General features: G+C 36.6%; 11 protein-coding genes and 2 tRNA genes. 7 read left to right on the top strand and 6 right to left on the bottom strand.

Annotation, left to right across the window (positions count from 1 at the left end):
- Positions 1 to 27: 27 nt before the first annotated feature.
- Positions 28 to 1,752 carry a RagB/SusD family nutrient uptake outer membrane protein gene (locus O0955_RS08225; protein ID WP_269427061.1) on the bottom strand — a complete coding sequence of 575 codons (1,725 nt, stop codon included), beginning with the start codon at positions 1,750 to 1,752 and terminating at the stop codon, positions 28 to 30.
- Positions 1,753 to 1,756: 4 nt separating this feature from the next.
- Positions 1,757 to 4,894, bottom strand: coding sequence for a SusC/RagA family TonB-linked outer membrane protein (locus O0955_RS08230; RefSeq protein WP_269427062.1), 3,138 nt, complete (start codon positions 4,892 to 4,894; stop codon positions 1,757 to 1,759).
- Between the two features lie 438 nt (positions 4,895 to 5,332).
- On the opposite strand from O0955_RS08230, the gene O0955_RS08235 reads away from it, so the two are divergent.
- Positions 5,333 to 6,346 carry a LacI family DNA-binding transcriptional regulator gene (locus O0955_RS08235; RefSeq protein ID WP_269427232.1) on the top strand — a complete coding sequence of 338 codons (1,014 nt, stop codon included), beginning with the start codon at positions 5,333 to 5,335 and terminating at the stop codon, positions 6,344 to 6,346.
- Here the strand turns inward: O0955_RS08235 and O0955_RS08240 are convergent.
- Complete coding sequence (locus O0955_RS08240; protein ID WP_269427063.1) at positions 6,343 to 7,575, bottom strand: MFS transporter; 1,233 nt, start codon at positions 7,573 to 7,575, stop codon at positions 6,343 to 6,345. The genes O0955_RS08235 and O0955_RS08240 overlap by 4 nt on opposite strands.
- 170 nt (positions 7,576 to 7,745) lie before the next feature.
- On the opposite strand from O0955_RS08240, the gene O0955_RS08245 reads away from it, so the two are divergent.
- The 5 genes from O0955_RS08245 to O0955_RS08265 all read left to right on the top strand — a co-directional run bounded on the left by O0955_RS08245 (position 7,746) and on the right by O0955_RS08265 (position 13,290).
- A complete protein-coding gene (locus O0955_RS08245) occupies positions 7,746 to 8,189 on the top strand; it encodes a MarR family winged helix-turn-helix transcriptional regulator (RefSeq protein ID WP_269427064.1) in 444 nt (147 codons plus the stop codon).
- A 67-nt stretch (positions 8,190 to 8,256) separates the two neighbouring features.
- Positions 8,257 to 9,090 carry an MBL fold metallo-hydrolase gene (locus O0955_RS08250; protein ID WP_269427065.1) on the top strand — a complete coding sequence of 278 codons (834 nt, stop codon included), beginning with the start codon at positions 8,257 to 8,259 and terminating at the stop codon, positions 9,088 to 9,090.
- Positions 9,091 to 9,374: 284 nt separating this feature from the next.
- Positions 9,375 to 11,813 carry an outer membrane beta-barrel family protein gene (locus tag O0955_RS08255; protein WP_269427066.1) on the top strand — a complete coding sequence of 813 codons (2,439 nt, stop codon included), beginning with the start codon at positions 9,375 to 9,377 and terminating at the stop codon, positions 11,811 to 11,813.
- Positions 11,814 to 11,973: 160 nt separating this feature from the next.
- The gene (locus tag O0955_RS08260; RefSeq protein WP_269427067.1) at positions 11,974 to 12,558 is read left to right on the top strand and encodes a DUF4142 domain-containing protein; all 585 of its coding nucleotides are present in this window, start codon (positions 11,974 to 11,976) and stop codon (positions 12,556 to 12,558) included.
- An 81-nt stretch (positions 12,559 to 12,639) separates the two neighbouring features.
- A complete protein-coding gene (locus O0955_RS08265) occupies positions 12,640 to 13,290 on the top strand; it encodes a response regulator transcription factor (protein WP_269427068.1) in 651 nt (216 codons plus the stop codon).
- Between the two features lie 45 nt (positions 13,291 to 13,335).
- Here the strand turns inward: O0955_RS08265 and O0955_RS08270 are convergent, their stop codons facing one another.
- On the bottom strand, positions 13,336 to 13,785 hold the full coding sequence (locus O0955_RS08270; RefSeq protein ID WP_269427069.1) for a nuclear transport factor 2 family protein: 450 nt from the start codon (positions 13,783 to 13,785) through the stop codon (positions 13,336 to 13,338).
- A 324-nt stretch (positions 13,786 to 14,109) separates the two neighbouring features.
- Here O0955_RS08270 and O0955_RS08275 point away from each other — a divergent pair, with 324 nt between their 5' ends.
- On the top strand, positions 14,110 to 14,490 hold the full coding sequence (locus tag O0955_RS08275; RefSeq protein WP_269427070.1) for a VOC family protein: 381 nt from the start codon (positions 14,110 to 14,112) through the stop codon (positions 14,488 to 14,490).
- Between the two features lie 55 nt (positions 14,491 to 14,545).
- Here O0955_RS08275 and O0955_RS08280 read toward each other — a convergent pair.
- Both O0955_RS08280 and O0955_RS08285 read right to left on the bottom strand, forming a co-directional pair.
- Positions 14,546 to 14,619, bottom strand: a tRNA-Pro gene (locus O0955_RS08280).
- Between the two features lie 48 nt (positions 14,620 to 14,667).
- Positions 14,668 to 14,741: transfer RNA gene (locus O0955_RS08285), tRNA-Pro, on the bottom strand.
- Positions 14,742 to 14,827: the final 86 nt, after the last annotated feature.

Below are 14,827 nucleotides of genomic sequence, written 5' to 3' on the forward strand. Positions count from 1 at the left end.
AATCTTTTAGCGTTATTGATCAACTAACTATTCCCATCCTGGATTTTGCACCAATACTCCCTTACTTTTATAAACTTCGGTTCTTGGAATTGGATACATATTTTGCTTTTCTGCCCAGGTTTTTTGAAAAGTCTGGCTTAAAACAAATGGTGTATAAGTAAAAGAACCATTTGCATTTTTAACCACATCCATACCTTTCATCGGAACAGCGATGGTTTGAGCACCAATTTTCCAACGCATAATATCATACCAGCGGTGATCTTCAAAAGCAAGTTCTATTGCTCTTTCATGTCTGATTACCACACGCATCTCATCCTGAGTCATATTTGCTTTTAATCCGTAAAGATTATTAGCGCCTGCCTGTATGCCACCTCTTTTACGAATGGCAATCAGCTGATCATACACAGTGGCATCAGGGCCAACAGCTTCATTTTGTGCCTCAGCATAGTTTAACATCACTTCTGCATAACGAAAATAAATGTAGTTCAACAATGTTGTACTTCCACCTACGGTTCTGTAAACCTCCGGCCAGTATTTTTTACAATAATACCTGGTTGCCGTGAAAGTAATTGTTGGGTTATAATCTTTACCATAAAGTACAGTAGGTTTACCCTGTGCATCTAAAGTTGGGAAAGACCACATCTCAATTTTACCGCCCTGCCATGGCAAATCGTTGTAAATTATATTGTTGTAAAAACGAGGCTCTCTATTTAAATAAGGTTTTTGAGGATCATAACCTGATGTTGGATCAGTAATTGATTTTCCGTTTGCCATTTCGTACATATCCACGTGATTCTGTGTAGGATTCATTTGTCCCTGTGCTCCTCCTGAACCTGGTGACATAGAAAAATCCTGCATCATTTCGCCTGCAAGTGGTGTATTGCCTTTAATTCTGATCATAATGTACTCAGGTGATGATGGTACATTTAATAAATCGCCATAAGTTGCCTGTAAAGAATAGCGGCCATCCATAAGTATCGTTGCGGCATCGGCAGCAGCCTTCCATTTTGCTTTATCACCCGAAGGATTGTTTAAAGGACTTGCAGCATAAAGTAAAACACGGGCTTTTAGTGCCTGAGCTGCACCCTTTGTCGGTCTGCCATACATAGAAGCAGTATAATCTGCATCATTCCCCAATTTGGTTATAGCAATATCGATATCATTCAGAATGTATTTGGTTACCTCGTCGAATGTGTTTCTTGGCAAATTAAGTTCTTCATTTACATCGTAAACTCTGTTTACAATAGGAACGCCACCAAATCTTTTGGTCAGTTCAAAGTAAGATAAAGCACGTAAGAACCTCATTTCTCCCTCTACTCTAACCGGATCAAAAATTAATACCGTTGCAGGTGGCGCAGGTGGAACTTCTGATAATCTGGTTAGCATTTTAGTTTCAATTGCAATACCAGCATACATTAAATTCCAAACCCCACCAATATCATTTAAGATTGGCCCTGTTGAATGTTCGTGATATAAACCACGGTTTAATGAAGTAACCGAGCCTTCAGAGTTGCCTGAAACAGCTTCATCTGAGGCCTGCGCCGTACAACCACGGTGATCGTTAAAACGCACATATTTGGTAATGACATAGTTATATGCATTGTCTGCAAATTTAGCTGCTTGTGCAGGATCTGCAAAAATTTGATCTTCGTCTAAAGCAACACCCGGCGTTCTTTCCAGGAAATCCTTTTTACAAGAAATAGAAAAAAGCGTTATAAACAAGATTGCTATATATTTAGTATATTTTTTCATGCGCTTAAAAAGTTATGTTTAAACCAAAATTGTAAACCTTAGATGTTGGGTAAAGTGCCTGTAACGGAAAAGCTGTATTTACCGTATTTACGTTTTCAGGATCTACATACATCCTGTATTTGGTCCAGGTATATAAATTTTGTCCCTGCAGGTAAAGTCTAACATTACTTACTTTAAGTGCAGTACTCCATTGTTTTGGTAAAGTCCAGCCCAACTCCACATTTCTTACTTTTAAATAAGCAGAATTTTGTAAAGTAAAGTCGTTTAAAGAATAATTTAGCGACGAGGTACCTCTGGCGTGTAAAGCAGGCCATGTAGCCGTAGCAGCATTTTCAGGTGTCCAGGCATCAAGCATAAAAGGATACATTTGCTGACCGTTATTTTGCTCACTTAAAATCACATTTGAGCTTACATGTGCTACGCCCTGAAATAATACTGAAAATGAGAATCCTTTATAAGTTAAACGCGGACTAAAGCTATATACATATTCAGGATTGCTGGTGTAACCAATCGCCTGCTGATCAAGCGTGGTAATGATGCCATCGCCATCCAAATCCTTCATTTTTAAGTCGCCGGGAATTGGGTTAAAACCTTGCTGTTTCGGCGATGCCTCGATATCTGCCACAGACTGGTAAAAACCATCCGTTACATAACCAAAAAACTGACCTACGCTTGTTCCTTTTCTAATTGATGCAATTGGCATTCCATCTGGCTCATCGTTTTCAAGGATTTTGTTTTTAGCATAACTGATTTGTGCATTTAAACCTAACGTTACAGAACCGAGTTGTTTCTGAAAATCCACCTCAACCTCGTAACCTTTGTTGTAAACAATACCTTTGTTAAATTTAGGATATGAGTGTCCGAATAAGGCTGAACCACTTAAAGAGTTGGTTAAAATGTCTTTACGGGTTTCATCAAATACATCTACGTTCAGTTTTAATGCATTGTTAAAAAACATAGATTCTAAACCGATGTTTCTTTTGGTTCCGGTTTCCCAGGTTACCAAACCATTACCCAATGCGTTATCTGCAATATATAGTGTTGGGAAATTTGATATAGATTGCGGATTACCAAACGGAGCCGAAGTATTATTTGAATAACTGGTTAAGTATAAGAAACGTAAATCCGAAATCTTATCGTTACCCACTAAACCATAACTACCTTTAATTTTTAGGTAATTTAAAATGTTGTTCTTTTTCCAAAAAGGCTCATTGGTTAATGTCCAGCCTGCCGAAACTGCCGGGAAGAAACCATAACGCAATCCCGGAGGAAAGTTTTCAGAACCATTGTAACCACCATTAAATTCTGCAAAATAACGTTCGTCATAATTATAGGTTATACGTGTAGCCAAACCCTGTGTAGCTCTTGGAGGTGCAGTGAAAGCGGTGGCACCAGTTGTACGAATCAGTTGGCGGGTACCCAATGCCAAACCACCTACCCGGTGTTTCCCGAAGCTCCGGTCGTAATCAAAGCCCACCTGCATATTCATGTTTGTACTACCCGAAGTAACACCACCATCCTGAACACCACCCAAAGGCTCGTCGCGGTTTCTTGTATCGGTAGATAAAGTTGCTGTTCCGGTTGCTGCATTATATACATACGCCGCCCAGTTTGCATTTCTTCTTTCAATATTGTTATAATAAGAATCATAACCAAAAACAGTTTTGAAGCCCAAACCTTTGGTTATAAAATTCAGTTTATAATTCAGGTTAAATGTACTTTCTATTGTATTTGTATTATCGTTACGGGTACCAAAGCGGGTTAATACCGCATAAGGGTTCCAAATGTTGGTACCGATATTTGGATTGGCCGTTATTCTACCATCAGGCAGTGTAACCGGATAAGCATAGGCCGGAACCTGAAGAATACGTGAAATCATACCTTCAATGGTATCATAAGAAAATGCTGAAGCCGATAATAATCCAGCAGGTTGATACCGGTCAGAAAAACGGCCACCTAATTTAATCCCTACTGTAAAATCCTTATTCAGCGTAAAATCCAGGTTAGAACGGAAATTGTAACGGTTGTAATTTGGAACAGTATTAATGCCATAAGGAGAATCGAATTTCTTAAAAATACCATCCTGAAAAGCATAACCTGCAGAAACAAAATATTTTGCAATTTTAGTTCCGCCACTGATGTTAATATTGTGTTGCGTTTGCGAATAGAATTTTTTGGTCAGATAATCAAACCATCTTACATCCGGATGTCCAAGCGGATCAGATCCGTCTTTAAACTTCTGAATGTCATCCTCTGTAAAAAAAGGTTTTTTATTGTCATTTACATACGATTGGTTTAACAACACAGCACTGTCATAAGCACCTAAGCCAACCGCTAAACCGGTATAAGTTTGTTGTGCAAAATTTCCTGAATAACTTACTTTTGGTTTACCAATTTTGCCTTGTTTTGTAGTTACTACGATAATACCGTTTGCCCCTCTGATACCATAAATAGCGGTAGCAGCAGCATCTTTTAAAACCGATATAGATTCTATTTCACTTTGATCCACATCTGCAAAACTTGGGCGCTCAATTCCATCTACCACCACAATTGCGGCATTGTTTGCACCATACGTTGCTACCCCCCTTACTTTCAGCGAAGCGGCATCAGCCCCCGGTTGCCCGCTGGTTTGTACGGCCAGTAAACCCGGTAACCTTCCTATTAAACTATTGGTTGGATTTGGCGTTGGCGATTTCATAATCTCCTCCGAACTGATCTGAGCAACAGCCCCGGTTAAGGTTGATTTCTTTTGCTGCCCATAACCTACTACTACAACTTCATCCAGCCCCTGCGAATCATCTTCCATAACAACTGCAACGGAAGTTCTGTTGTTTAACGGTACCTCTTTACTTGTAAAACCTATGTAAGTAAGAACTAAAGTAGCATCGCCAGCCGCCTTGATTGAAAACCTGCCGTTCTCATCCGTTACCGCTCCTGTTTGCGTTCCCTTAACCCTTACACTCACACCCGGCAGGGTAACACCTTTATTGTCTTTTACCGTACCTGTAACAGTACTTTGTGCAAATGCACACAGACAGCTAAAAAGAAACAGGAAAGTTAAAGCGTAAAAGATCTTGGTCTTTTGAGCAAGCTCAAATTTAAAAGACGGCAAAACCCCTTTCAAAATGTAAAGTCTATCCATAATTTTTTAAATATTAAATCTATTTGGTTAAAAATTAATGCACTATAAATTCTATAGAATACTGAAAGTCAAGTATTTTAATAATCATTTTGAATACGTGCAAGCTATTTTGATATAAACGCAGGCTTATATCGATCTTAATTTTCTAAAAGGGTTAAGATTTTTTAAAATCAGCTTTTATAAATTTTCTGTTTTTCGGGTAGGTGTATACAGTTTTAGCCGGGTGCATAAGTCCGTTAGTAAATGTAGTTAGTAGTTGTTTGATCATATTTATTTGGTTAGTTAGGAATACTGATAAACGAATTTATAAAAGCTAAAACGATATAATGACTCCAAAACCAACAAAAATGGATAAAATCCACTACCATGGTATTTCAAACGTTTGAAATAATTTTTCCATTTTTTTTTCTTATCTATGCAATGAGATTGATAAAGATGATGAACCACACCCCTGTTACACTAAAATTCTTGGCAGAACGGCTAAAGATGTCAGTATCAACAGTATCTAAAGCCCTTAATAATTATCCCACCATTAACGAGTATACCAAGAAGCGTGTACAGGAAATGGCCAGAGATTTACATTTTACACCCAACAAATCAGCAATCAATTTAAAGGAAAAAAAATCTCGGATTATCGGCATTATTCTACCCAATCTTTTGGATCATTTCTTTACACGCAGCATTTATGGTGTAGAGCAATTTGCCATGAAACACGGCTACAATGTAATCATCAGCCAATCGCATGATGAGCTGGAAAAAGAAATACAGCTGGCAGATATGCTGATGAAAAGTCGTGTGGATGGTTTAATTATTGCCATCTCTAAAAATACCCAGGATTTTAAACACCTTGATCAGTTCGAGAATATGGGCGTTCCGGTGGTTTATTATACCCGAAACCCAAGTTTTAACTTAAACTGCCATAAAGTTTTAGGCAATACCTTTCAGGGCTGTTACCAGGCTACTAAATTCCTGATTGACAGAGGACATAAAAAGATTGCTTATCTGGGTGGTCCAAAAATGATTAATTTTACACATGACCGTTTTAATGGTTATATCAATGCTTTAAAAGATAATAATGTCCCTTTTGAAGCAGATTTGGTTGCCTATACCGATTTTGACAAGGAAAATACAGTTTCAGCCATACAGAATTTATTCACCAATCCGGATACCACACCTACAGCTTTAGTGGCCTTTAAAGAACCGATTTTATTCGACGCCATCAAATATTTGCGTTCCATTAATCATCCAAAGTTTAATGAAATTGAATGTATCGGTTTTGGAAACACACCTTTTATCAGTTACCTGGACTCTCCTCCTGTGGCTTCAATTGAAGAAAATCCTGAATCTGTTGGCGAGAACGCAATTAAATTATTACTACAATTAATTAACCGTGAAATTGAAATACAGGATTACCAAAAAGTAATGGTCGACTGTAAACTTGTTGTTCACTAATTGGCAAAATGTACTCTGTTTCTTTTTACTGAATGACGATTTTTTTCGTTGTAGATGTAAGCAACTACAATTAACAATCCTGCAACACCTTCAAAGGCAACAACGGTTTGCGTTCCAAACTGATGTGCAAAATAGCCCATTAATAAACTACCAATAGGCAAAACACCCTGATAAGCCATAATATAATAACTTAACGTTCTGCCCCTCATGGCGTCATCAGCATGGGTTTGCAGGTAAGTATTAATAGATGAGGTTTGCGCCATTAGGCCCAAAGCAGCTAAACCGGTACAAAAAAGTGCTAAAATTAATGAAGGCGAAATCGCCAGTGCAATTACAGAAACAGCCAGTAGTAAAGCAGAGAAAATAATGATTTTCTGCATATTGTTCCTTTTTTTTAAGGTCGCCATATAAATTGCCCCGAAAAATGCACCAAAACCTGCCGCACTTTCAAACCATCCAAAAGTTGTGGCTGTACCGTTAAAAATATCCTTGGCAAATACCGGTAATAAAGTGGTAAAAGGAATAACCAATAAACTGGAAGCGGCCATCATGATAATCATGGAAGCTAAATCAGGCGAAGACCTAAGGTATTCATAACCCTTTCTTAAATCTACCCAAATGTTTTCTGTAGATTTTTGAACGGCCTGCAAATTTAACTTCATCATTAACAAACAAACCAGTACTGCAATAAAGCTTACAAAATTGATCAGAAAACAGATATCTTCTCCTAACGTACTTAAAATAACCCCTGCAAGTGCGGGGCCGACCAACCTGGCAGCATTAAATACTGATGAGTTTAGCGCAATTGCATTTGGTAAATCTTCTTTATCTTCTACCAGATTAACCATTAAAGACTGTCTGGCCGTTACATCAAAGGCATTAACTAAACCCTGCACGAGCGATAAACCAGCAATCCAGAACATGTCATAATATTTAAACCAAATCATCAACGCCAAAGCACCCGCCTGTAACATTAAAATAATTTGGGTTATAATCAGAATTTTAAATTTATTATGCCTGTCTACATAGCTACCCGCGTACGGAGCCAGCACTAAAGAAGGAATTAAACTCAAAAAAGTAATTAGCCCCAATAAAAACGCCGATCCGGTTAAACGGTATACCAACCAGCTTACCGCTACACGCTGCATCCAGGTACCCACCAGTGAAATAGACTGACCTGTAAAAAACAATCTGTAATTATAATGCCTTAGTGAACGAAAAATTGTCATGTTTAAATTAGTAAAGTAACTTTACAAAAGTAAAATTTAAAAAAGACTTCACAAAACTAAAATCACTTCTATTTATCACATTTAAATCATAATACATAATTAATTAAATCATCGTCTCCTGATTATTAAAAAATAATGCTTTATCTTTGTAAAGTTTATTTACCATTATCATGCCTTCAAAAACACAGGAAATTGCTGCTAAATTAAGAAGCACCGTAACCCGGTTAACGCGTCAGTTGCGTAAACAAAATGTAAGCTCAGAGTTCAGTAATGCAGAATTATTAACCATGTCGCTATTAGAACAGCATGGAAAATTATTATCCACAGAACTTGCAGAAATGGAAAGAGTAAGTAAACAAGCCATATCTCAAATCATTAACCGTCTTTTTGATGCAAAATGCGTAGAACGTTTTCCTAGTGAAGAAGATAAAAGAAAAATATACATCGGTTTAACCAAATATGGCGAAAAACACATCATTGCAACGCGAAAAATTAAGGAAGAATGGCTAGCCAAAACGATGGAAGAAATCTTCTCGGCCGAAGAAATTAATTTAATCCAGGCCTTCCTTCCACTCCTCTCCAGACTTGTAGAATATAATGGCATAAGAGTTTAATTATTTTACGCAATAATTAATCTGGTGCTTTGCCTGCTCCATAAATTAGCCTTATCTTGCAAATCAAATGGCACTTTATTTTACATCAATAAATTCGGGAAGTAACGGCAATTGTTACTATGTGGGCAACGATCAGGAAGCAATTTTGGTTGATGTAGGTTTGTCTTGTAAAGAAGTAGAAAAAAGAATGTACAGACTTGGTTTATCTGTAACCAAAATTAAAGCCATCTTTATTTCGCACGAACATAGTGATCACATCAAAGGATTAACTGTTTTTGCTAAAAAACACAATCTCCCGGTTTATATAAGTGAAGCCACACTAAAAAGCAGTCGTTTGCTTTTAAACGAAAACAATGTATTTTCCATAACTCATTTACAATCTGTAACGATTGGAAAACTAAACATTTCGGCTTTTTCTAAATTTCATGATGCTGCAGATCCTTATAGCTTTACCGTAGAACATAATAATTATAGAGTTGGGGTATTTACGGATATTGGTTCTGTTTGTGATCGTTTAATCCATCATTTCAAAAACTGCCATGCTGCATTTCTGGAAGCTAATTATGATAAAGAAATGCTTGAAAACGGTCACTATCCTTATTATTTAAAAAGAAGGATAACCAGCGGACGGGGACACTTGAGCAATGCCGAAGCCCTGGATTTATTTTCAAAGCACAGACCGGAATATATGAGTCATTTATTGTTGAGCCACTTATCTAAAGACAATAATGATCCCCAGCTTGTTGAGCAGCTATTTAAAGCCGTTGCCGGTGAAATTGTAATTAAAGTGGCCTCGAGATATGAAGAAAGTGAAGTTTATTTTGTTGGAGATTCTGATTCTGCCAAAAAATACCATTTCGATCCATTACAATATCAACCTGAACAGTTAAACCTGTTTTAATCGCCTTTTTTATCGAAACAAAAATAACACCTAAAGAAATAAAACATTTTTTATAGCTGTTGGTTATATATACACTTCATAAATAGTTTGTTTGGTTTATTTGGGGCTTATGGATTTAAGCCCCTTTCTCTTGCCCAAACATTTTCAGATATCCTCTCAGGTGTGTGAAAAAATATTTTCAAAGTTGTGCAACTATTTATTTAGTTTTTCGTCTTATGGAATAAGAATGCTTCATGCATCAAATTAAAAACTAATCTAAACCGTACTATTTGCACTTACTTAACATGAGATTTAACTTCTACTCCCTTCTAATCGTTTTTATTTTATTTTCTTTTACACAGTTTGTTAAAGCACAAGACCTTCCCGGTATTATTAAGGGTGTCGTTATAGATTCAGCCAGTAAAAAGCCCATAGAATTTATGACAATTGCCTTAAAAAAAGATAATGTAGTTGTCAAAACCATCGTAACTTCAGCGAGCGGAAATTTTAGTTTCGAAAAAATTGCAGTTGGAAAATATACTGTACTGGCCATTGCAGTTGGTTACAATCCAAAAAACAGCTCTGTGGAGGTGACTACTCAAAATCCGGTAGTAAACCTGCAAAACATAACTGTGTCTTCGCAGGTAAATAATTTATCGGAAGTTTCAGTAAATGCATCAAAACCATTAATTAAACAAGAAGTCGACCGGATTTCTTACGATATACAAGCAGACCCGGAAAGCAAGGTACTAACTGCTTTAGATATGATGCGTAAAGTACCGTTGCTTTCTTTAGATGCCGATGATAACATTAAACTAAAAGGAAGTGGAAATTATAAAATATTAATTAATGGTAAACCATCAAGCATGGTGGCCAGAAGCCCTAAAGATGTTTTAAGAAGTATGCCTGCTGCTTCCATTCAAAAGATTGAGGTGATTACAACACCTCCGGCAAAATACGACAGCGAAGGCCTTTCGGGAATTATCAATATCATTACCAACAAAAAAATTGACAACGGTTACAACGGAAATTTAAATCTTCGTCACCAGTTTCCTGTTGGTGGTCCGGGTATTGGTGGAATGATTACCGTAAAACAAGGAAAATTTGGTGCAACAGCTTATGGCGGAACGGGATTCTATAATTCTCCTGAAACACAAAATGCCAGTTCAAGAATTACAACCGGGGCCAATCCAACCAATTTATCAATTTTAGGAACAAGAGAATTTCACAATAATTACCGTTATGGCGGTGCAGAGTTAAGTTACGAAATAGATAGCTTGAACCTGGTTACTGCAGAGCTAAATCCTTACGGAGGTTATAATAAATCAACAAATAACCAGGATTATAATTTAACTGCACTTAATCAAACTACATCTTATGATCTTTTTAATAAATCCCGTTTTGGCTGGGGTGGTTTTGATGCAACCTTAAATTATCAGCTTGGATTTAAAAGCGATAAAAATAGATTACTAACTTTTTCTTACAAATACAGCAACTCAAGCAATCCACAGGATAATAACCTGACTTTTAACAACAGGGTTAATTTTACGGATCCAAACTACATTCAACATAACGAGAGCAAATCAACAGAACAAACCGTTCAGTTGGATTATGTTCACCCGGTCAAAAAATTAAATATTGAAGGTGGATTAAAAGGTATTTTAAGAGACAATGACAGTAATTTCGAGTACAAAAGCCAGAATAGTTCAGGTGGCGATTACGTTATTGATCCTGCAAAAACTAATATTTTCAACAATAATCAGGATATTATTGGGGCATACAACTCTTATACTTTAAACTTAACCAATTGGGGTTTTAAAGCGGGCGTTCGGGTGGAAACCACTTTTGTAAAGGCCGACTTCATCAGCAATGCTTCAAATGTAAACACCGATTACACCAATGTGATCCCATCGTTTTCAGTAAACCGAAAATTTAAAGACAACAGCAATTTAAACTTCGGTTTTACTCAAAGAATTGAGAGACCGGGTATCGACAATTTGAATCCTTTCGTTGATCGCTCCACGCCTAACTTTGAAACTACGGGTAATCCCGATCTTAAGGCCGTATTGAGCAATAACTTCGAATTATCTTACAGCAAATTTAAAAAAGGATCTATCAACCTTGGATTAAGCTATAATTACGCAAATAACACTGTACAAAGTGTTTATGTATACGATAATTTAACCAAAATAACCCGAATGACTTATGACAATATCGGAAAGGACAAAACGCTGTTAACCAATTTAAATGTAAACTACCCAATTACACCAAAATGGAATTTAAGTGTAAGCGGTAATATTGGTTACATCTGGATTGAGGGGTTAATTAATGGTGTACTCACTAAAAACAAAGGAATAACGGGTTATGGATATGTAAACACAGGTTACAAATTTGAGCATCAATGGCGTGCAAATGCGAGTTTTAGCTACAACAGCGCTAATGTAATGCTTCAGGGTAAATCAGGCGACTATTACTACATGTCTTTCAGTGGCAGTAAAGAAATCATAAAAGATAAATTAACGATATCTGCAGGAATTAACAATCCATTTATGAAATTCAGGTATTACAGAACCAATACAGAAGGTGAAAACTTTGCTCAAACTTATAGTAGTCAAAACTTTGCCCGCTCTTTTAATGCCAGCCTAAACTGGAAATTCGGTAAACTTAAGGGCTCTATTAAAAAGAATGAAAGAAGCATTAATAATGACGACGTAAAAAGTGGTGGAAACAAATCGGGCAGTTAATTTCCTAATCCGTCAATACTTACAAACGGGTATTCAATTAGTTTTGGACACCCTTTTTTATTTGGAGAAATTCCATTTCAAGTGCATGGAATTTATTTGATGTTATTTTTAATGAAACCATATCGAAAATAACTTGTTGTAATACAAAAACAACATAACCATGAAAAAATTAATTTATGTATGCACACTAGGTTTGGCCGCATTGGCTTTCCAGGCTTGCAACAACACTAAAGACGCAAAAGAAAGCGCAGATAGTTTAAATAAAACGAAAGATACAACAACAAATGTTGCAGCTACAGGTGGTATTGCGGTGGATGAAGCAGATGCTAAATTTGCTACTACAGCAGCTAATGGTGGCATGGCTGAGGTTGCGCTAGGCAAACTCGCCTTACAAAAAAGTACAAATGCCAAGATAAAAGAATTTGCAACCATGATGGTTAACGATCATGGCAAGGCAAACGAAGAGTTAATATCTTTGGCAGCTACAAAAAATATTACCCTCCCTGCAGATATTGATGAGGAGCACCAGAAAAAAGCGGAAGAATTAGGCAAATTGACCGGAACAGATTTTGATAAAAAATATGTGGATGCGATGGTTGATGGTCATAAAAAAACATTAAAATTAATGCAGGACGAAGCTAAAGATGGCAAGGATGCAGAATTAAAAGCTTTTGCCGGCAAAACAACTACTGTTGTACAAACACATTTAGATGTAATTAATAAAATTCACGATAGCTTGAAATAAATCAGGGTAATCTGAAAGGAAATCCCGGGGGAAACTTCGGGATTTTTTAGGTTATAAACACTCTACTCATCCCAAAAATACATGATTAAAATTATTTTAGTTGAAGACCATAACATTGTAAGAAATGGCATAAAAATGCTGCTGGAATCTGAGCCTGGCATAACCATAACAGACGAAGCTGAAAACGGTAGCGAAGCACTGGAACTGATACGAGATAATGATGAGGTGGATCTTGTTTTAACCGATATTAATATGGCAGAAATGGATGGCCTTACCTTAATTAAGGAAGTTAAAAAACTAAATCAAAGCATAAAAGTAATTGTGCTTTCTATGCTTGATGACGAAAAACAAATTATTCAGGCTTTTAATGAAGGTGCGGAAGGTTATTTATTAAAGAATATTGTAAAAGAAGAACTCATTTTTGGCATTAAACAGGTGTATAGAGGCGGAAGATATTTAAGTGCCGAAATTGGGTTAAACCTGCTAAACAAATCTGCTAAAAATGCAACCTATTTAAGCGCTCACACACAACACTCTCTGGATTTTTCTTCCCGCGAACTTGAAGTACTCCATTTAGTAGCCGAAGGCTTTACCAATAACGAAATGGCAGACAAACTTTTCCTAAGTAAACGCACTGTTGAAGGACACAGACAAGCTTTAATAGATAAAACCGGAATGAAAAACACAGCGGCATTAATTCGGTTTGCTTTAGTGAATGGTTTAATTCAATAATTTTCTGGCTTTTGGCATTAAGTGATCAATCAGTTTGGTCATTCCTTATTTATGCCTGGAGCTGTCGTTATATTGCCAAAGCACATTAATAATTTTCCATGAATTATTCAGTTTTACAAGATGCATATAGTCAATCCATTCATCTGCCAATAGTTTTACTGAAGCAGTTCTGTCAGAAATATCAAGAAACTTAACTTCCTTTTTTGGAACAGCGGGAAATTTATCTTTTTTCTTGTTATAGCTTTCCGCTAAAATAACCATTGATTCTGCAGATGTTTCCCGAACATAATCTTTATTAGTTTCTTTGTCTTTCCAGAAAGTCCGTTTAACCAGCCTGGGATGCAATGCTCGCTCCATTTGTGAAGGGTTTGGTGTATGTTGAGATTCTATATAATCGAGAACTGCTTGTTTAATATCCAAACTGTCTTGTTTTGTCTGGCCGATACATTTTACACTTAAAATGAATAAAGAGATAAAAACGATGCTGCATTTCATATTTGTCTGTATTTTAATTGATTAATGACTTTATTCGGTTTCGGTTTGGTGTAAATCTTTTTACATTTTGGGTTAATCAACCGCAATCTACGCACATCTTTACAAACTTTAGGTAGCTAACGATTAACAAATTTTTAATACATTTATTTTGGACAAACATCTACTGGTAAAGTTGATGGAACAGGATAATATTCACAGCAATTAAAACAATACGATCGAAAAATGGCAAAAAAGACATTAATAATTTTGGCGCTTACAACATCATTCGGTTTTGGTTTCGCATTCAATTCAATTTTGGCTAAAACAAATAAAAATCAAATAAAAATGAAACGAGTAACAGGAATTGGGGGCATTTTCTTTAAATGTAAAGACCCTGATAAAATCAAAGAATGGTATAAAACTCATCTCGGTTTAAACACAGATCCATACGGAGCAAAGTTTGAGTGGAGACAAGAAGCAGATTCAACGAAGAAAGGCTATACTTTATGGACACCTTTTTCTGATAAGACCAAATATTTTGAGCCCTCACCACAGGACTTTATGATTAATTACCGGGTTGAAAACCTTGAAGCACTTGTTGAAGAGTTAAAAAAGGAAGGTGTAACAATTTTAGATAAAATAGAAACCTATGATTATGGAAAGTTCGTTCATATCCTTGATGTAGAAGGCAACAAGATTGAATTATGGGAAGCTAAAGATGAATAGTGTGTATAAAACAAAGAAGCCTCTGAATCAATGATTCAGAGGCTTCTTGTTTAAGTCGGGGTGGCAGGATTCGAACCTACGACCTCCTGCTCCCAAAGCAGGCGCGATACCGGGCTACGCTACACCCCGAAATGGTATCGATCTTTCAAAATAATTTGCAATTACATCTGCAAATTGTCGGGGTGGCAGGATTCGAACCTACGACCTCCTGCTCCCAAAGCAGGCGCGATACCGGGCTACGCTACACCCCGAACTGGTATCTTCTTTTCCCTTTTTCGAAGGGATTGCAAAGAAACGATTTTAAAATGACTAAAACCAATTTATTTTGCTTTTTAAT

It is taken from the genome of Pedobacter punctiformis (genome assembly GCF_027213715.1).
Taxonomy (GTDB): Bacteria; Bacteroidota; Bacteroidia; order Sphingobacteriales; family Sphingobacteriaceae; genus Pedobacter; species Pedobacter punctiformis.